Raw genomic sequence first — 17,546 nt, 5'->3', positions numbered from 1 at the left:
GTTTCAGGTCAAGCCCAGGGCGACGGCAAAGCCAGCAGCAGCCATGGCCGCGTACGACGGCAGCACTCTCCATGCGAGCGCCCTACCGGCCAGCGACATCAACAGGACAAGTTTGGTGACCTGATTGACGGATGCGGCGATGAACAAGGCCAGGGTGGCCGAAGCGGCGGTGACGGCGCCCTCGGTCACCAGGCGGCCAATCGAGAGCGTGATCGCATCGACGTCCACCAGACCCGAGGCAGCGGCGGTCAGCATGACGCCAGCATCCCCGAAGCGATCGGCAAGAAAGCGGCCTGCCAGCATCACCGCGGCCAGGAAGGCTGCGAACTGGAGCGCGGAGCGCAGCTGCAATGGGTTGCCAAGCTGAAGTTCGGGCAAGTCGTCGGCGGGCGACCGCGCCGCCAGGAACGTCCCCAGAACACCGCCAGCCACGGCCATGGCCACGAAGATGACCACCGGGTCCCAGCCGATGCCGGGGGCTGCGATGGCGACGAGAGCCGCCATGCGCGCAAACATGGCTGCGCAGGCGAGCGCCGCCCCCGCCGCTGCCAGTGGACGCCAGCCTGGCGTCTGCCCGGCCCAGCGCGCCAACGTGGCCGTGGTGGCGGTGCTCGACACGATCCCGCCGAGCAGCGCTGTGAATACCAGCCCTCGTTTCCTGCCGAGCGAGCGCATCAGGACGAACCCAGCGAACGACAGCACTGCCAGCAGGACAACGGCCCACCAAAGGCGATAGGGATTCAACGCCTCATAGGGGCCAAAGCCACGATCAGGGAGTACGGGCAGTACGACCACGCTGATCAACAGCAACTGCGTGCCGCTGCTGATCTCCGCCTCGGACAGCTTGCCGACGCCGGCGTGCAAGAGCTGCTTGAAACGCAGCAGCGCCAGCACGACCACGGCGGCGACCGCCGAAACGTGCCAAGCGCCACTGGTCGCCAGCGCCCCGATGGCGAAAGTCGCAAGGGCGGCGACGGACGTGGTCAGTCCCATCACGGCATGCATATGCGCCGTCACCAGGTAGCCCACCACCAGATACACCCCGACGAGTACGAGCAGCGCGATGAGCATGCCGGCTCCCCAGCGCTGGGCCAGCAGCCCGCCAAGGCCGCCGAGCAGGCCGATCAGCGCAAAGGTGCGAACGCCCGCGACGCGATGTCCCTCGGGCCGCTCGCGTTGCTGCCATCCCCGTTCCAGGCCGATCAGAAGTCCCGAAGCGAGTGCCAGCCCGAGCCCGACCAGCGCGGGATCATCGAATTCACTCATCGTCTAACCTGGACGCGGTCACGGATGAAATCACGCTGCAGTCCCAGCGAAGCATCGGTGCGCGCCATCGACACCTGGAGATCGGTCTCGATGCCGCTCAAGGCGCGAATGGCATCGATGGTCTCGGGGATTACGATCGCCTGGTTGAAGACCTGGTAGGTGTAGTACGCCTGATCGCCATCGACCGAAAGCACGTCCTCCCACAACGCGACCTCCCACAGGTCGCCGCGCGGGCGGCCGAGATCGGCCATCAGTTCCACCGTGCTGTTGAGGGCCACGAGACCATCCGAGGATCGCACGAACGCGATCCGTGGCGCAGCGCGAAAGGCAGCCAGCACCTCGTCGCGCGTGGCCGGCCTCGTCAGTTCGACCCACCAGGTGTGCAGGTGGCTGCTGTTGTGCGGCGCCTTGACCGCGATCGTGACGACGTCCAGGTCCGGGATCACAGTGCGCGCGTCCGGTCCCTGATGGCTGGGGATCGTCTTCTCCGGCACGAGCGTGTTGATGATGCCCTCCGCATGCGCCTCCCACGGGTCGGAAGCCCGGCGGATCAGCGTCCCGCGGGCTCGCTTGAGCAGGCCCGCTGTCCGAAGCGCCCCCAGGGTGCGCACGATCGACGTCGTGTTGCAGGACACCACCCGGGTGGAGGTGCGGCCGATCGCGGTTGCGTAGTTCTCCTGCGCGACGAACGAATGACCGGTCAACGCGTGGGACTCGCCGCCATGGAAGATGGACTTCACACCGGCAGCGTCGTACGCCCTCTTGTTGACCGCGGCGACTTTCTTGGGTGTGCAATCGACCACGACGTCCGCGTTGGCGAGCAGGTCGGCCAGATCGCCCGCGACAGGAAGCCCCGCAGCACGCATCGATTGTGCGGCTTCAGCGGTCGCCGCGTAAATCGGGAAAGCGCGCTGCGCGGCCACCTGCAGGCGATAGTCGTGCACCACATCCGCGACGCCGGCTAGCGCCATGTCCTCCTGGAGTGCGACCGCATCCGCCACCCGCTTGCCGATCACACCGTATCCGTTCACCGCCACTCTGACCTTGTTCATGCCTGACTCCTTGCTTGATGAGGCGCCTCAGCCGCGGCTGCGCGCGATGGAAAACGTGAACCGGATCGCCAGCGCATAGCCCAGCAGCGCGAGTACCGGCATGTCGCCCCAGCGCGGGCCCACGCCGTGCTGCATCAACAAGCTCGATGCGATGTACAGGCCGAGCGTCACGAGCGCCAGCGCGACGCGACGGCCGAGGCGGTCGATCCCGCTCAGCATCCTGGCATCCGGCTTGATCGACAGTTGCAGCAGGTCACCCTGCCGCAAGACGCTGTGCAGACGCCGCGCCATCAGGGAGGGCAGGGCGTGGGCCGCGTTCCCCAGTTCATATGGCAGACGCTGCGATGCCGCAGACTTGGGCTCGTCGAAGACGCCCGTGGTCGTGTGGCGAGAGATGGCTTCGATGATGGAAAACTCGGGTGCCAGCAGGCGCACCGTCCCTTCGAGCAACAACAGGGTACGCGTGAGCACGAGGAGGTCCCTGGGCAGCCGGACTTCCTGGGTCCGGCCCGCCGCCACGAGCTGCGCGAGAGCACCTGAGAGCGACCAGTCCTTCAGCGGCCTCTGTGCGCAGTCTGCGACCAGGGCACGCACGACAGGCACGAACACGGCCCGATCGGTGCCGTCGCCGAGCAGGCCCAGGTCGAGCCAGGCATCGACCACCCATTCGGCATCCTGCTCGACGAAGGCCAGGGCGAACGCCACCAGCGCCCGCCGCATGTTGCCGTCGACCCGGCCCACGATGCCGAAGTCGTGCAGGCAGATGCGGCCATCGTCCATCACGAAGACGTTGCCGGGATGGGGGTCGCCGTGGAAGAAGCCATCGCGGAAGATCTGGGCGACGTAGCTGTCCACGAGTTTGCCCGCGGCCGCCACCGCGGTGGGCGAAGGCAGACCGTGCAGGTGAGCTCCGTGGCTGAACTGCTGGACCATGACGGTCGGCGTGCACAGGCCGTCCACCACGTCGGGGATCACGATGTCGGCAGAGCCGCGCCAGGCGTCGGCGAAACGTCGCACGGAAGCTGCCTCGCGCGACAAATCCATCTCGTAGCGGAAGTTGGCCGCAACCTCGTCCACGATGGCTGCCAGCCCCCAGCGACGCAGCGAGGGCACGAGCCCCTGCATGACCAGGACGATGCGGCGCAGGATGCGCATGTCGGTCTCGGCCTGCTCGGCCGCGCCAGGGCGGCGGATCTTCACCACCACTTCCGTCCCGTCCGGCAGGGCTGCACGATGAATCTGGGCGATCGAGGCCGCGGCGAGCGCGTGCATGTCGAAGCGTGCGAAGACCTGCTGCCATGGGCGGCCGAGCGCCGCCTCGACCTCCTGGACCGCCTGCTCGGGAGGAAACGGCGCCACATTGGCCTGCAGGCTGGCCAGAGCCTCTTGCGCATCGGGCGCCAGAATGTCGGCCCGCAGGCTGAGATGCTGGCCCAGCTTCACGAAGGTCGTGCCCAATCGCTGCAGCACTTCGGCGAAGCGGTCGGCCGCCCGGTGGGTATCGCAGCGCATCAGGCCCCGGTGCCAGGCCACCCAGAGCAGGAACCCGCTCAGGGCCATAGCGATCTGCGTGGCCCGGCGCAGCGCCGAGCGTTGCGTTGGGCGGCCCGCAAGACGCACGGTGGAAACGGGGCGGTTCGGTCGCGTCATGGCTCATCCAACCTGTTGCGCAGGCGGCCCGCATGCCAGGCTGCGATGTTCGAGATGGTCTCGTCGAGGATGCGCGCGATCGCCTCCGACGTATTGAACCCGACATGCGGTGTCACGAGCACACGCGGATGCGTCAGCAGTGGGCTGGATGCCGACCAGCCGGTATCGCAACCCAGTCCGCCGCAGCCCGTGGGCACTTCGGGAGACAGATCCCCTTCCTGTTCCAGCACGTCCAGACCTGCTGCGGCGACGGTACCTGCCTCCAGTGCGTGCAGCAGGGCGGCCTCGTCGATGAGCGCACCCCGTGCCGTGTTGATCAGTACCATGCCCGGTTTCACGCGCGCGAAGGCCTGGCCATCGAGAAGGTGGTGCGTGGCCTGCGTGGCCGGAACATGAAGGCTCAGAACATCGCTGCTTTGCAGGATCTGCTCCCACGTCACCACGCGGACGCCGGCGATGGGTGCTGCCGTGATGTCGAGCGATTGGGCGAGGGCCGGGTCGTAAGCGAGAACTTCCATGCCGAACCCCAGGGCGATACGGGCCACGTGGCGCCCGATCCGGCCCAGCCCGACGATGCCCAGCGTCTTTCCTTCCAGCTCGAAGCCGGTGAGGCCGCGGTAAGCGAAAGAACCTTGGCGCGCCCGCTCGTGGGCTTGTGTCAGATGGCGAGCCACGCCCAGCAGCAGCGCGAAGGCATGTTCGGCGACGCTGGCAGACCCATAGTCCGGCACGTGGCACACGGCAATGCCGCGTCGGCGGCAAGCCTGCAGGTCGATGTGATCGAAGCCCGCGGAGCGCGTTGCCACGAGCCGCACGCGCGGCAGCAACCGGAGCACCGATTCGTCAACGCGCGTGCGCACGAAGACGCACAGCACCTCGGTGTCTTCATCGCCGACATCGGATACCACCAGGCGTTCGTTCTGGACGAAGTGCGCGTGCCAGTGGGTCGGAAGCCGTTGCTGCAGCGCGGCCTGGTCCGCCGGTGCGATGTCGGAGAACAGAACGGACAGACGGTTTTGTGCGGTCATGAGCCCTCCTCGATTACCCGGTGCAGGGACAGGATGCAGAACGCGGCGATGAAATGCCCGGTCTTGGTGCCTTGCGCGAGTTCCGCTTGCGCGAACACCGTCGGCAGCCGGCCGGCGACCGCATCGCGCATGGTCTCGAATCCGTCGAGCAACTGAACCGTGAAGAACGCCGCGCAGCGCATCGGGCCCTGCGTGCGGCCGCAGTCCGCGTAGGCCAGTGCGGGCTTGAATCTGGCCGGAGGATTCGTCATGGCACGGCCAGCCTCGCTCGGGGCTCACGGAACTGCCACAGCACGATGAAGCTGAGCCCAGCGGCAAAGAAGCACCACACCGAGATGAACCAGGTTGCATAGAACATGTAGGCGGCGATTGCGGAGACAAAGGCGGCCACCCCAAAAGCCGCCACGCGCCGGTGGCTAGAAACCATCAGGCTTGCGCAGGTGCCGATCAGATACAGGGCCATCGTGGTCATCACGTAGAAGTGCGGAGAGTCGTAGAGGATGTGCTGGCCGACCACGCGGGCCGTGATGGGCAGCTTCACCAGCATCGCCAGCAGGTACAGACCGACGAGCGCGCCCGCGACTGCAATGGCCACCAGAACCCGACGGCGCCAACGGACGCTCTCCAGCGCCAGCGCAGCCAGCGGGACGTAGATCGGCCACAGGACGTGCGAGAAGAACGAGTAGAGATGCGTCAGCGCCACGTTCAGCAAGGGCGCGCGGTCGGGGAACGTCAGCCACAGCATGCCTTCGAGCAGTTGCTGGACGCCGAACAGCAGCGGGATGGCGGCATACGGCAGTTCGCGCCGTGAGCGGGCCCGGCGCATGGTGACGGTCCCCAGGCCCAGCAGAACCGCTGCGGCCGTGAAACTGGCGGGTGCGGAAAAGCACATGGGCAGTCATCTCCCCTCGATCGTGAGCGTCATGACGAGCGTGGCGCAGCGGCTCATGGCGCGCCGGCTTCCATCAGTTCCTGCACCGCTGTCGCCAGCGGTGCCACCACGCTGATGCCGTTGGAGACATGCGGCACGGTGTCGCAGGTCACCACCCGCTGGGGCCCTGCCGCAAGAAGTGTGTGGTACGCGTCGGCGGCGAACAGGGCGTGCACCCCGATGCACACCGGTGGCGGCAATCCCACGCTGCGCACACTGGCGATTGCCTGGATCATCGTGCGCGCGCTGGACACGATGTCATCGATGAGCACGGGCTGGCGGTCTGCCAGGGCCGCGGTGTCGGGAAGGCTGACCTCCACGTCCTTGTCGCCCCGGCGGATCTTCTGCAACACCGTGAACGGCGCGCCAGCCAAGCGCGCGACTTCCTGGACCCATTGCTCGCTTTCCGCATCGGGTCCGATCAACACGGGACGGTCCACATGGGCTGCGACCCAGGCCGCGATGGCGGGCGCGGACTGGACCACACGGGTCGGCACCCGGTAGACCTCGCCGAGCGAGCGGTAGCGGTGCAGATGGGGATCGACGGTGACGATACCGTCGAACACCGTCGACACCAGCGCAGCAAACGTGCGGGACGTGATGGCTTCGCCCGTGTTGAAGCGCCGGTCCTGACGCAGGTACGCCAGGTACGGGGCAGCCAGCAACACGCGGGTGGCGCCGAGGTCGCGCGCTGCGTCCGCGGCGAACAACAAGGGCAGCGCCTTGGCGTCCGGCTGTGCCAGGCTGGCCACGATCACGACGGTGCGGCCGGTGACGTCGGCGTCCAGCCGCACCAGCGACTCGCCGTCCGGGAACCGGTGCAGTTGCAGGGCAGCCCGCTGCGCGCCCAACGCCCGGATCAGTCCATCGGCGAAGTCTTCGTCGCCCGGCAGGTGAAAAACGAGAGGTTTCATAGGTTCTCCGAAATCTGGAAGATCGGTGGGCGCGAGCGGACGAACTGCAGCGCATAGGCCAGCTCGCCCGGCGCCTGGGCGTGCAGCGTGAAGAGCGGCTGTCCCGCTTCGACCTGGTCGCCCAGGCGCGCATGCACGTCGATGCCGGCGGCAGCGGCGGTCGGTGCTCCGGCGAGCTTGGCCGCCCGCGCGAGCAGCCGGTTGTCGATTCGGGAGACCCGTCCCGTGGACGGCGATGCGACGGTGTGCCGATGCGTTGCCACCGGGATGCTGCGCAGGCCGCCCTGCTCAGCGCAGATCGCCTGGAACGTGGCCCAGGCGCGGCCGTCGGCCAGCACCTGCGTGGCGAGCGTCAGGCCGCCGCCGGCGGGCGCTGCACCGCCCATTTCGAGGATGTCCGCCGCCAGCCGCAACGCTCGCTCCCGCAGGTCGGCCGGGGCCTCGGGCGTCCCTTGTAGGACGGCCAGCACGTCGCGGGCCTCCAGTGCCGGGCCGATCCCGCGGCCGACCGGCTGCTCACCATCGGTGACGCGCAAGGCCACGTGCAGGCCGATGGCGCTGCCCACCTCCTGCAGGCGCCGACCGAGCGCCGCCGCGGCCTGCGCGCTGCGCACTTTGGCGGTGGCACCCACGGGCAGGTCGATCAGCACATGGGTCGAGCCCGCAGCGGCCTTCTTGGACAGGACCGAGGCGACGAGCTGGCCCTCGCTGTCCAGGTCCAGCGGCCGCTCGACGCGGATGAGGATGTCGTCGGCGGGGCTGAGCCGTACCGAGCCGCCCCAGACGATGCAGCCGCCCGTGCGTTCGACCACGCGCCGCATGCTCCGCACATCCAGGTTCACCGGCGCCAGCACCTCCATTGTGTCGGCCGTCCCGGCCGGCGAGGTGATGGCGCGCGAGGAGGTCTTGGGCATCGTGAGGCCGCAGGCGGCCACGATGGGCACCACGAGCAGGGTCGTGCGGTTGCCGGGCAGGCCGCCGACGCAATGCTTGTCCACCACCAGCGGGCGCCCCCAATCGATGCGGTCACCGACGCCAATCATGGCTTTCGTGAGCGAGACGGTCTCCGCGAGGTCCAGGCGATCGCCGGCGCAGGCGGTGATGAAGGTGGCCAGATGCAGGTCAGAGTAATGGCCCGCCGCGACGTCGGAGATGATGGCGCTGAACTCGGCATCGCCCAGGGCATTGCCGTAGACCTTGGCTCGGACATGGCTGAGCGAATCCAGCGGCGGTGCATGGGTCACCGTGACCAGCTGGCCCGGCTGCGCCCCCAGCGACGCCCATGCCGATTCGGACAGGCCAGCGACGTTCTCGGCCAGCCAATCCCCATCGACGACGCTGAGCGTCGCCACGATGCTGCGGCGGCCGGCCGTCAGCTGCACGCGCGCCTGGGTCGTGAAACCCTCCGACTGGCAGACAGGGCAGTCGCGCCGCATGTAGACCACCGGCTCCTGATGGGTGTCGATGCCGGTGCGCCACGCCTGCAGCGTGTTCACGCCATCCTCTCCGGTGCCGGTGCCGGTGCCGGTCTCGTGCAGGTGCGCCGTCATACCAGATCCACCGTCTGCAGGTACTCGGGCACGGCAACCGACCAGCCCAGTTCATGGTCGATCCGCGCGCGCAGCGCATCGGCCGCCTCCGGCTCGCCGTGGGTCACGAAGGTTCGGCGCGGTGTTTGCGTGAAGCCGCGCATCCACGCGAGGATCTCGTCGGCATCGGCGTGGGCGGAAAGGTTGTCGAGCGAGGCCACCTCGGCGCGGATCGGCACGTCCTGGCCATGGATGCGGACGGTGGACGCGCCGTGCACGATCGCGGCGCCACGGGTGCCGCCCGCCTGGTAGCCGGCGAACAGGATGGTGTTGCGATGGTCGGGCGCGAATGACTTGAGGTGGTGCACCACGCGTCCTCCCGTGGCCATGCCACTGGCGGAGATGATGACCATCGGTCCACGACCGGCGCTGAGCGCCTTGGACTCCTCGACCTTGTTGACGATCTTCGCGGCATGGCACATGCCCTCGCATTCCTCGGGCGAGAGCCGGTGCTCGTCGCGATGGGCGTGGTACAGCCGTGTGGCATCGATGGCCATCGGGCTGTCCAGGTACACGGGCAGGTGCTGGTGGATGCGCCCTTGCTTCTTGAGCTGGTAGATGCCGTACATCAGGCTCTGCGCTCGGCCGACAGCGAACGCTGGGATGACCACGACCCCTCCACGGGCGGCCGTCTTGTTGATGACAGTCTCCAGCTGCGCCAGTGCGTCGGACGCTTCATGCTTGCGGTTGCCGTAGGTGGATTCCACCAGCAGGTAGTCGGCGCCGGGGACCTGCACCGGCGGGCGCAGCACCGGGTCGTTGGGCCGGCCGATGTCGCCGGAGAAGAGCACGGATCGCCGGCCGTCGTTGAGGTGCACGAAGGCCGAGCCGAGCATGTGCCCGGAAGGCGTCAACCGCGCGGTGAGTCCGGGCAGCGCCTCGAAGTCCTGAGAGAACGGACGTGGCGCGAACAGCTTCAGGCAGCGCTCGGCGTCCTCACGGGTGTACAGCGGCAGCGCGGGCTGGTGTTTGGAGAAACCGTGCCGGTTGGCGAACTTCGCCTCTTCCTCCTGCAGATGGCCGCTGTCGGTGAGCAGGATCTTGCACAGCTCGTGCGTCGCGGACGTGCAGTAAACCCGGCCGCGAAAGCCTTGTCGCGCCAGCAGTGGCAGGTAGCCGCTGTGGTCGATGTGGGCGTGGGTGAGCACGACCGCGTCGACGGTCTTGGGCGCGACCGGCAGCGGCTCCCAGTTGCGCAGGCGCAGCTGCTTGAATCCCTGGAACAGGCCGCAGTCCACCAGAATGGTCGCGTCGCCATGGCGCAGCAGGTATTTGGAACCGGTCACGGTGCCGGTGGCACCCAGAAATTGAAGTTGCATGGTAGGTCTCCAAGGATGTTGTCGTTCAAAGAAGGACCGGCCGATCCGGCAACTCGTTGCCGTGGTCCGCGCCCCGCGGAAAGTGCTGCACCAGCAGGTGGCTGACGGCCACGATGCCTTCCAGGGCTCCGGCCTCGAAGCGTCCCTGCGCAAACTGGGCTTCCATGCGCTGGCACACAGCCGACCACCTTTCGGCACCGCAACAGGCATGGATGCCGCGATCGGCCACGATCTCCACGGCCCGGTCGGCCAGCAGCACGTAGATCAGGACGCCGCTGTTGTGCGCCGTATCCCACACACCCAGGCGTGCGAACAGGTCCAGCGCCCGCTCGCCCGGCGATTGGTTGCGCCACAGTGGCGATCCGTCCAGCGCACCCTCGACCACGAAGCGCAGCTGGCCCCCATGCTGGAACTCTCCCGTGCGGATGGCCTGCTCGATCGCATCCAGCGCGCACGGGGGGAAGGCGCGGCGGACTGCGCGATCCGTGGTCGCAAGGTGGCGAAGAAGTCGTTGCATGTTCATCTCACCACCGTCCTGACGCGCCGCCGCCACCGAAGCCGCCGCCGCCGCCGCGGAATCCACCGCCACCACCGCCCAATCCTCCGCCCGGCCAGCCGCCTCCCCGGTGGCGCCCGTGCATGCCGCCGTGGCCACCCATGCCGATGCCCAGCAGCGTGACGAGGAATCCCGCCAGTCCAGCCACCGCGGCCACCGCGAAGGTGCCCACCAACTGCCACGCAGCGGCACCCAGCACGCCAGCCGTGACCAGGGAGCCTGGAAGGCGGCCGAGGGCGTTGCGTAGCACTCCGCCCAGCATCAGGGCCGCGACGAACAGGAAGGGCCAGGCCTGCCCGATGTCGTTGGTCTGCCCCTGCCGCCGTGGGTCCGCCGCAGGCAGGGCCTCGCCATCGATCACCCGCATGATCTGTTCGGCGCCTGCGGCGATGCCGCCGTCGAAATCGCCCTGGCGCAGGCGCGGCGTGATCACCTCGTCGATGATGCGCCGCGATACCACGTCGCTCAGCGCACCCTCGATGCCGTATCCGACTTCGATGCGCACGGTGCGGTCGTCCTTGGCCACCAGGAGCAACGCGCCGTCGTCCACCTTGCGACGGCCGAGCTTCCATTGCTCTACCACCCGCAGGGCGTACTGCTCGACGGGTTCGGGCCGCGTCGAGCGGACCATCAGCACGGCGATCTGCACGCCCTTGCGTTGCTCGAAGGCCCGAAGCTGCGCATCCAGCGCGGCGACACGATCGGCGGCGAGCGTTCCCGTGAGATCGGTGACGCGCGCCTGCAGCGGAGGAACGGCGACCAACTCCTGCGCGGACGCGACCGAAAGGAACAGGCTCAGCAGCAGCCAGGCCAGAGCGTGGGCCAGCCGAAGAGGGGCCGCCGGAGAGAGCACCACTGTTCTGGGCGTTCTCATGTCAGGGGCGCGCCGCCGGCGCCGAGGCGCCGAAATCGACCTGTGGCGGCGCCGCCATGGCCTTCTCGTCGGCGACCGAGAAATTGGGCTTGACGACGTAGCTGAACAGCTTGGCCGTGATGTTGGTCGGGAAGCTGCGCGTGAGCACGTTGTAATCCTGCACCGCCTTCACGTAGCGCCCACGCGCCACGGTGATGCGGTTCTCCGTGCCCTCAAGTTGGGCACGCAGGTCTTGAAAAGCCTGGTTCGCCTTGAGTTGCGGGTAGTTCTCGCTCACCACCAGCAGCCGGCTCAGCGCGCCGGACAGTTCGCTCTGTGCCGCCTGGAACTTCTGGAACGCCTCGGGGTTGTTGACGAGTTCCGGCGTGGCCTGGATCGAGGTCGCCTTCGCGCGGGCCTCGACCACCCGGGTCAGCGTCTCCTGCTCGAAGTTGGTCTCGCCCTTGACGGTCGCGACGATGTTGGGGATCAGGTCGGCGCGCCGCTGGTACTGGTTCAGCACCTCGGACCAGGCGGACTTGGTCTGCTCGTCCAGCCGCTGGAAGTCGTTGTAGCCGCATCCGCTCAGCGACAGGGCAAGCGCTGCGAGCAGGGACATCAGGATCAGTCTCATGGTTCGGTTTCCGTGGAAGTGAGAAAAGTGCGGGACGGTGAAGCGCTCACCAGGACGGGGTTGGCTGGCCACCAATGCCGCGGAATGAGCAGCAGCGCGAGGGTGGCGGCCAGTGGAATCGACAGCCACGCAAAGGTGCTCTGCATCACAGCGCCGAATAGCCATCCGGTGGCGGCCGATCCCAGTGTTTGTCCGAGGCCGGCTGCCGCGGCGAGCCCTCCCATCGCGATACCGAGCCGCCGCGCCGAGGTGCCGGCAGCGAGGTAGGCCAGGGTGGGGAGCACGAGACCCGTGCCCGCAGCCGTGAAACTCACGCCGACGTACAGCCACATCTCGCTGCCATGGCGGGCCAGCATCAGGAGCCCGGCGATGCCCAGGACCATGCCGCAGGCCAGTACGCGGCGTGGGTCGGCGCGCTCCAGCAGGCCGGTGAAGAACAGCACCGCGTTGACGCCCAGCATCACCAGACTGCACTCGGCGAACATCAACGACACCTCTCGGGAGGAGAGATCGGGGTGGCGCTGGCCCTGCAGCACGATGCCGAGTTCAAAGCCGGCAAGCACGAACATGATCACACCGTTGAGAATCCAGAGCGCCAGGGAGCGGCTCCGGGGTGCTCCGTCGTGATCGGCTGCGTCCGCCTCTCCAAGGGAGGAAGGTGCGGGAAGCGTTGCGGCCAGGCCCAGCATCATCAGCGCGCCGAGCGCGGCCGAGAGTGCGATCACGAGCGTGGTCGATGAGCCCTGTACCAGCACGCTCAAGAAGCCCAGGCCGACAAGCCGTTCTGCAGCGGCGTTCAGGCCGGGGCCGAACAGGAACCCGAGCAGCGACATCGCACCCAGCCATGCAAAGCGCCTGGCGCGAATCGATTCTGGGGTGTACTGCGCGACGAGCGCCGGCACCACCGGCACGACCGCGGCCACAAAAAAGCCCGTCGCGCCGCGCAGCGCATAGATGCCGACCACGCCCAGGGACTCGGGGCGCAGCAGCGGGAGCAGGCTGGCCACGTAGCCGATCAGGCCCACCAGCAACACGCGGGCACGCCCCAGCCTGTCCGCCAGCATGCCCCACAGGGGCGCACCCAGCAGGATGCCCGCCGTGTAGATGCCGCTGAGGTAGCCGACATGGCGCGCAAGCGCCGCAGGATCCGCGTCGCCCATCAAGGGCCGCAGCCAGTCGGGGATCAAGGGCATCAGTGCCCCATATCCGGCCGAGACGACGAATACGGCCGCAGCGAGCCAACCCAGCTGCGCGACGCCGAGGTCTTGCTGGCGGGTGGGCCCGGATTCGCGCGGTGATCGCATGGCGCGGCTCTCTACCATGGTGGCCCGCCGCTCAGGCTGACGCGGCCGCTGGGACACTGGCACGCGACGTCACGCGCTTGATCCCCGGCAGGCGCGTGCGCTTGAGCATCAGCGCATTGATCGCGACGATCGCGGAACTGCCCGACATGGACAATGCAGCGACCTCGGGCGACAAGGTGAACGGATACAGCACCCCGGCCGCCAGCGGGAAGGCGATCACGTTGTAGGCCACGGCCCACCAGAGGTTCTGGTGCATCTTGCGCAGCGTCGCCCGGGACAGTTCGATGGCCCCGACCACGTCGTAGGGGTCACTCTTCATCAACACCACCTGGGCGCTTTCCATCGCAACGTCCGTCCCCGCGCCAATCGCAAAGCCCACGTCGGCCTGCGTCAGCGCCGGAGCGTCGTTGATGCCGTCGCCGACCATGCCGACCTTGTGACCCTGCTGCTGCAGTTCCTTGATCTTGGAGGCCTTCTGCCCGGGCAACACATCCGCAAGCACGATGTCGATGCCCAGTTCCTTGCCGATGCGCTCGGCGGTCGCCTGGTTGTCGCCGGTCAGCATCGCGACCTTCACGCCGCGTGCCTGCAGCTTGGCGATCGTCTCGCGCGAGGTCGGCCGCACGGCATCGGCGATCGCGATGAGGCCGATCAGCCGGCCACCGCGCGCGACGTGGACCACAGTGCGCCCCCCGCCTTGCAGCCGCGCCGCCTCGCTGGCAAGGGGAGCCAGATCCACCTGTTCCGACTGCATCAGCAGCCGGTTGCCCAGGAGCACCGTCTCGCCCCCGATAGTGGCCCGTGCGCCTTGCCCATCGATGTTGGTGAAGTTCTCGGTGACCTCCGTCGGCATGTCTCCCGCACGCTTGAGCACTGCGAGCGCGAGGGGGTGCTCGGAGAACTTCTCCACCGCGGCGGCCGTCGCCAGAAGCCGCGTCTCCTCGACACCGGGCGCGGCCACCATCTCGACGACATCGGGCTGCCCCAGTGTCAAGGTGCCGGTCTTGTCGAACACCACGACCGTCAACTTGGTGGCGTTCTCCAATGCGGCCGCATTCTTGAAGAGAATGCCGTTCATTGCGCCCAGCCCGGTCCCGACCATGATGGCCATCGGGGTGGCCAGCCCCAGCGCATCAGGGCATGCGATCACGAACACGGTGATGGTCAAGGTGAGTGCGAACAGTAATGTCTGTCCCATCACCCAGTACCAGACGCTGAAGGTCAGCAGGCCAATCACGATCGCCGCCAGCACCAGCCACTGGGATGCGTGGTCGGCCAGCAGCTGGCCGGGGGCCTTCGAGTTCTGGGCCTCCTGGACCAGCTTGACAATCTGCGCCAAGGCCGTGTCCGCGCCGACCTTCGTGGCCTTGTAGCGAAAGCTCCCGCTCTTGTTGATGCTGGCGCCTACGACGGTGCTGCCCACGCCCTTCTTGACCGGCATGGACTCGCCCGTCAGCATCGACTCGTCCACTTGCGACGCGCCCTCGACGATCTCGCCATCCACCGGGATCTTGTCGCCGGGCTTGATCACGACCAGTTCCCCGGCTGCAACCTCGGCGGTCGGTACCTTGGTCTCCACCCCGTTGCGCACGACCGTGGCCATGGGTGGGGCGAGATCCATCAACGCGCGAATCGCGTCGGATGCGCCCGCGCGGGCGCGCATCTCCAGCCAGTGCCCCAGCAGGATGAAGACCAGCAGCACCGATGCCGCTTCATAGAACACCTCACCCTCGTAGAAGAAGGTCGCGCCGATGCTGAACAGGTAGCCGGTGCCCACCGACAGCACGACCAACGTGGCCATGTTGGCGACGCCGTTGCGCAGCGCGCGCCACGCCGCCACGTAGAAAGGCCAACCTGGATAGATGATCGCGGCACTTGCGAGGAAGAAAAGAAAGAGCTTGTCGTCCAGCCCGAACGGCGTCTGGAAGTCGCCGAACATCTTCCCCATCGGGGAATAGAAGAACACGGGAATGGCGAAGACCAGGGCCACGAAGAAGCGATTGCGCATGTCCCGAGCCATGTCCTGCATCGAGCCCGACCCGTGGCCCATGTCGTGCATCATGTCGTCCATCGCAGGGTCGCCTGCGTGGGCCTGGTGCGCAGCATGGGCGGCGGGCGTCGTGGCCGCAGCCTTCGCGCGTGCGGCCGTGGCGGGGGCATGCGCGTGGTGCCCCTCATGCCCCATCTCTTGCGCCTGACGTGCGGGTGCGCCGTGATGGCCGTGCACCGCATGGCTGGGGTCGGCAGAGACGCCAGCGGCGGGCGCGCACACGTGCTTGGGCGTCTGCTCGCCACGGCAGTGATAGCCGCATTCGGCGATGCGCTGGCGCAGATCCTCGACACTGAGTTGTCCCTCATCGAGATGGACCGTTGCGCTTCCCGCAACATAGTTGACATCTGCATGATGGACGCCGGGAAGCTGCAGCAGCTTGCGGCGTACTCCCTCCGCGCTCAGGCTCGATACGAGCCCTCCGACTTCAACGTTGATCGACTTCATGGCTGTTCTTCCTGTTCGCTGTGTTCGTGGTCTCAACGAGCGAGTCGGCCCGAGTCCAGGCAGTCCTGCGAGAACTCGAAGACGATCTCCCGGTCGGGAGCGATGACCTTGTGCTTCTTGCCGGCGTAATGCAGCCGGGAGAGGATGTCTCTGATCAGGTTGAGCCTCGCCAACCGTTTGTTGTCGGCGTGCACGACAGACCAGGGCGCCGCGGCCGTATGGGTGCGCATGAACATCTCGTCGCGCGCCCGTGTATAGCCGTCCCAGTGCTTCAGCGCGACGGCATCCACCGGGCTCGACTTCCACTGTTTGAGGGGATCACGGCGGCGTTCCCCGAGCCGGCGGCTCTGCTCCTTCTTGCCGATGTCGAGGTAATACTTCAGCAGCTTGATACCGGAGTTGACCAGCATCTCCTCGAACTTGGGCACTGAGTTCATGAATTCCTCGTGCTCCTCGGCGGTACAGAAGCCCATCACCGGTTCCACGCCCGCACGGTTGTACCAACTGCGGTTGAACACCACGAGCTCTTCGCCAACTGGCAGGTGCGGGACGTAGCGCTGGAAGTACCAGCCCGTGCGATCCCGGTCGGAGGGCTTTCCTAGCGCGACGACCCGTGTTTCCCGAGGACTCAGGTGTTCGACCAGCCGCTTGATGCTGCCGTCCTTGCCTGCGCCGTCCCTTCCCTCCAAGAGGATCAGGATACGGTCGTTGCATTTGATGAAATGCCGCTGCAGTTTCACCAGTTCGATCTGCAGCATGTGCAACTGTGCTTCGTAGTCCTCGCGGCCGATCGAGCGTGTCGCTGTCTCGTCGCGCGCTGAGCCGTGGGCAGTGCCGGTGCCGTCCACATCGGCCTTGTGCTTGGCGCCTTTGGCGCCCTTCTTGTTCTTTGCCATGGGTTCTCCGTTAGGTCTGGTCGCAGGCGATCAGCATTGCGTGTGTCGACGCCCGGCGGGGCGCGGCGCTCATGTCCGCATCCGAGCGGGAGCCGCAGCCATCGCCTTGTCCGTAGGCTGCAGCCAGGTACGGTCGATTGATGCGCTGACGCCAGCGGGTCTTCTTCATGTCAGCCTCGCTGGCGCGTGTCCGAGAGGGAGGGAAGGAAGCGCGGCGTGCGCGCGGCATAGGCGTCGAACTCGGCGCCGAACTGCTTGCGCATGTCCTTCTCCTCGTTGACAGCCAGCCTCGAATACATCACGACGAGGAAGGGGAACATCAGCAGCGTCAACAGCGTCGGCCACTGCAGCAGAAAGCCGAAAAGGATCGCCACGAAGGCCACATACTGCGGGTGCCGAATCCTGGCGTATGGGCCGCTCACGGCAAGTTGGGCGTGCCGTTGCGCGTGGTAGAGCACCGTCCAGGCGCTCGACAGAAGCCAGAAGCCGCCCCCGATGAAGATGTAGCTCGCGATATGAAGCGGGCTGAAGTGAGGGTCGCCGCTCTCGCCCAGCAGGGTCGACCAGAGATGGCCGCTGTTGTGCGACAGCAAGTCCAGACTGGGATACTTGGTCTGAAGCCAGCCGGACAGCACGTACAGCGTCAGCGGAAAGCCGTACATCTCGACGAACAAGGCAACAATGAACGCTGCGAATGTCCCGAAGGTTCTCCAGTCGCGCGAGGTCTGCGGTTTGAAGAAGCTGAAGGCGAACATGATGAAGACCGCCGAGTTCACGAGGACGAGCAGCCAAAGCCCATAAGCGGGCGCATCGTGGTTCATTTGCGCTCTCCCGGGTACGGTGGATTCGCCTTGCTACCGTCGCCTGGTACGGCATGGCGATGCATCAGCACATGAGCGATGACGCAAGTCGCCAGGAGGACCAGTGGCAGCGCGGCCAGGTAGTGCCCGCGGTGTTCCGTCAGCAGCATGTAGATGCTCACGGCCAGGAAGACCAGAAAGCCCAGGAACCATCGCGAGCGCGAAAACCTTGGACCGGTGCGGTGAGAAGTTGTCAT

At 67.1% G+C, this 17,546-nt stretch carries 18 protein-coding genes; all 18 read right to left on the bottom strand.

Annotated elements, in window-relative coordinates:
- Positions 1–3: 3 nt before the first annotated feature.
- The 18 genes from API01S_RS08410 to API01S_RS08330 all read right to left on the bottom strand — a co-directional run bounded on the left by API01S_RS08410 (position 4) and on the right by API01S_RS08330 (position 17,546).
- Positions 4–1,266 (bottom strand): MgtC/SapB family protein, encoded by a 1,263-nt coding sequence (locus tag API01S_RS08410; RefSeq protein ID WP_003090275.1) that lies wholly within the window; start codon positions 1,264–1,266, stop codon positions 4–6.
- A complete protein-coding gene (locus tag API01S_RS08405) occupies positions 1,263–2,318 on the bottom strand; it encodes a type II glyceraldehyde-3-phosphate dehydrogenase (protein WP_003090274.1) in 1,056 nt (351 codons plus the stop codon). The genes API01S_RS08410 and API01S_RS08405 overlap by 4 nt, the downstream gene beginning before the upstream one ends.
- Positions 2,319–2,345: 27 nt before the next feature.
- Complete coding sequence (locus API01S_RS08400) at positions 2,346–3,878, bottom strand: ABC1 kinase family protein (RefSeq protein WP_006226047.1); 1,533 nt, start codon at positions 3,876–3,878, stop codon at positions 2,346–2,348.
- A gap of 86 nt (positions 3,879–3,964) precedes the next feature.
- A complete protein-coding gene (locus API01S_RS08395; protein WP_006226046.1) occupies positions 3,965–4,996 on the bottom strand; it encodes a hydroxyacid dehydrogenase in 1,032 nt (343 codons plus the stop codon).
- Complete coding sequence (locus API01S_RS08390; protein ID WP_006226045.1) at positions 4,993–5,247, bottom strand: hypothetical protein; 255 nt, start codon at positions 5,245–5,247, stop codon at positions 4,993–4,995. The genes API01S_RS08395 and API01S_RS08390 overlap by 4 nt, the downstream gene beginning before the upstream one ends.
- Entirely contained in the window at positions 5,244–5,888 is a 645-nt protein-coding gene (locus API01S_RS08385) for a DUF6629 family protein (protein ID WP_006226044.1), read from the bottom strand. The genes API01S_RS08390 and API01S_RS08385 overlap by 4 nt, the downstream gene beginning before the upstream one ends.
- A gap of 53 nt (positions 5,889–5,941) precedes the next feature.
- Positions 5,942–6,841 carry a ribose-phosphate pyrophosphokinase gene (locus API01S_RS08380; RefSeq protein ID WP_006226043.1) on the bottom strand — a complete coding sequence of 300 codons (900 nt, stop codon included), beginning with the start codon at positions 6,839–6,841 and terminating at the stop codon, positions 5,942–5,944.
- Complete coding sequence (locus API01S_RS08375; protein WP_006226042.1) at positions 6,838–8,391, bottom strand: thymidine phosphorylase family protein; 1,554 nt, start codon at positions 8,389–8,391, stop codon at positions 6,838–6,840. Before API01S_RS08375 ends, API01S_RS08380 begins: the two co-directional genes overlap by 4 nt.
- Positions 8,388–9,749: an MBL fold metallo-hydrolase gene (locus API01S_RS08370; RefSeq protein ID WP_003090261.1), complete on the bottom strand. Its 1,362-nt coding sequence runs from the start codon at positions 9,747–9,749 to the stop codon at positions 8,388–8,390. The genes API01S_RS08375 and API01S_RS08370 overlap by 4 nt, the downstream gene beginning before the upstream one ends.
- Positions 9,750–9,774: 25 nt before the next feature.
- Positions 9,775–10,272, bottom strand: coding sequence for a TPM domain-containing protein (locus API01S_RS08365; RefSeq protein ID WP_023083478.1), 498 nt, complete (start codon positions 10,270–10,272; stop codon positions 9,775–9,777).
- Between the two features lies 1 nt (position 10,273).
- Positions 10,274–11,179 (bottom strand): TPM domain-containing protein, encoded by a 906-nt coding sequence (locus API01S_RS08360; protein WP_023083479.1) that lies wholly within the window; start codon positions 11,177–11,179, stop codon positions 10,274–10,276.
- Between the two features lies 1 nt (position 11,180).
- A complete protein-coding gene (locus tag API01S_RS08355) occupies positions 11,181–11,792 on the bottom strand; it encodes a LemA family protein (protein ID WP_003090252.1) in 612 nt (203 codons plus the stop codon).
- Positions 11,789–13,114: an MFS transporter gene (locus API01S_RS08350; RefSeq protein WP_023083480.1), complete on the bottom strand. Its 1,326-nt coding sequence runs from the start codon at positions 13,112–13,114 to the stop codon at positions 11,789–11,791. The genes API01S_RS08355 and API01S_RS08350 overlap by 4 nt, the downstream gene beginning before the upstream one ends.
- 13 nt (positions 13,115–13,127) lie before the next feature.
- Positions 13,128–15,593, bottom strand: a complete 2,466-nt coding sequence (locus tag API01S_RS08345) for a heavy metal translocating P-type ATPase (protein ID WP_006226038.1) — start codon at positions 15,591–15,593, stop codon at positions 13,128–13,130.
- Positions 15,594–15,625: 32 nt separating this feature from the next.
- Entirely contained in the window at positions 15,626–16,489 is an 864-nt protein-coding gene (gene ppk2 / locus API01S_RS08340) for a polyphosphate kinase 2 (protein WP_003090242.1), read from the bottom strand.
- A 10-nt stretch (positions 16,490–16,499) separates the two neighbouring features.
- The gene (locus tag API01S_RS29315; RefSeq protein WP_010791738.1) at positions 16,500–16,658 is read right to left on the bottom strand and encodes a hypothetical protein; all 159 of its coding nucleotides are present in this window, start codon (positions 16,656–16,658) and stop codon (positions 16,500–16,502) included.
- A 1-nt stretch (position 16,659) separates the two neighbouring features.
- Positions 16,660–17,310 carry a methyltransferase family protein gene (locus API01S_RS08335; protein ID WP_003090238.1) on the bottom strand — a complete coding sequence of 217 codons (651 nt, stop codon included), beginning with the start codon at positions 17,308–17,310 and terminating at the stop codon, positions 16,660–16,662.
- Positions 17,307–17,546, bottom strand: a complete 240-nt coding sequence (locus API01S_RS08330) for a DUF2933 domain-containing protein (RefSeq protein ID WP_003090237.1) — start codon at positions 17,544–17,546, stop codon at positions 17,307–17,309. Before API01S_RS08330 ends, API01S_RS08335 begins: the two co-directional genes overlap by 4 nt.

The organism is Achromobacter piechaudii NBRC 102461, assembly GCF_001571245.1.
GTDB classification, from domain to species: domain Bacteria; phylum Pseudomonadota; class Gammaproteobacteria; order Burkholderiales; family Burkholderiaceae_B; genus Achromobacter; species Achromobacter piechaudii.
This window is presented reverse-complemented; position numbering and strand designations above follow the sequence as displayed.

What these genes read in the sequence shown, in the direction of transcription:
- API01S_RS08385 (WP_006226044.1), bottom strand. Translation starts at nt 5,888, where the DNA reads ATGTGCTTTTCCGCACCCGCCAGTTTCACGGCCGCAGCGGTTCTGCTG.
- API01S_RS29315 (WP_010791738.1), bottom strand. Translation starts at nt 16,658, where the DNA reads ATGAAGAAGACCCGCTGGCGTCAGCGCATCAATCGACCGTACCTGGCT.
- API01S_RS08335 (WP_003090238.1), bottom strand. Translation starts at nt 17,310, where the DNA reads ATGAACCACGATGCGCCCGCTTATGGGCTTTGGCTGCTCGTCCTCGTG.
- API01S_RS08330 (WP_003090237.1), bottom strand. Translation starts at nt 17,546, where the DNA reads ATGACAACTTCTCACCGCACCGGTCCAAGGTTTTCGCGCTCGCGATGG.
- API01S_RS08355 (WP_003090252.1), bottom strand. Translation starts at nt 11,792, where the DNA reads ATGAGACTGATCCTGATGTCCCTGCTCGCAGCGCTTGCCCTGTCGCTG.
- API01S_RS08400 (WP_006226047.1), bottom strand. Translation starts at nt 3,878, where the DNA reads ATGGCCCTGAGCGGGTTCCTGCTCTGGGTGGCCTGGCACCGGGGCCTG.
- ppk2 (WP_003090242.1), bottom strand. Translation starts at nt 16,489, where the DNA reads ATGGCAAAGAACAAGAAGGGCGCCAAAGGCGCCAAGCACAAGGCCGAT.
- API01S_RS08345 (WP_006226038.1), bottom strand. Translation starts at nt 15,593, where the DNA reads ATGAAGTCGATCAACGTTGAAGTCGGAGGGCTCGTATCGAGCCTGAGC.
- API01S_RS08360 (WP_023083479.1), bottom strand. Translation starts at nt 11,179, where the DNA reads ATGAGAACGCCCAGAACAGTGGTGCTCTCTCCGGCGGCCCCTCTTCGG.
- API01S_RS08350 (WP_023083480.1), bottom strand. Translation starts at nt 13,114, where the DNA reads ATGGTAGAGAGCCGCGCCATGCGATCACCGCGCGAATCCGGGCCCACC.
- API01S_RS08395 (WP_006226046.1), bottom strand. Translation starts at nt 4,996, where the DNA reads ATGACCGCACAAAACCGTCTGTCCGTTCTGTTCTCCGACATCGCACCG.
- API01S_RS08410 (WP_003090275.1), bottom strand. Translation starts at nt 1,266, where the DNA reads ATGAGTGAATTCGATGATCCCGCGCTGGTCGGGCTCGGGCTGGCACTC.
- API01S_RS08405 (WP_003090274.1), bottom strand. Translation starts at nt 2,318, where the DNA reads ATGAACAAGGTCAGAGTGGCGGTGAACGGATACGGTGTGATCGGCAAG.
- API01S_RS08390 (WP_006226045.1), bottom strand. Translation starts at nt 5,247, where the DNA reads ATGACGAATCCTCCGGCCAGATTCAAGCCCGCACTGGCCTACGCGGAC.
- API01S_RS08375 (WP_006226042.1), bottom strand. Translation starts at nt 8,391, where the DNA reads ATGACGGCGCACCTGCACGAGACCGGCACCGGCACCGGCACCGGAGAG.
- API01S_RS08380 (WP_006226043.1), bottom strand. Translation starts at nt 6,841, where the DNA reads ATGAAACCTCTCGTTTTTCACCTGCCGGGCGACGAAGACTTCGCCGAT.
- API01S_RS08370 (WP_003090261.1), bottom strand. Translation starts at nt 9,749, where the DNA reads ATGCAACTTCAATTTCTGGGTGCCACCGGCACCGTGACCGGTTCCAAA.
- API01S_RS08365 (WP_023083478.1), bottom strand. Translation starts at nt 10,272, where the DNA reads ATGAACATGCAACGACTTCTTCGCCACCTTGCGACCACGGATCGCGCA.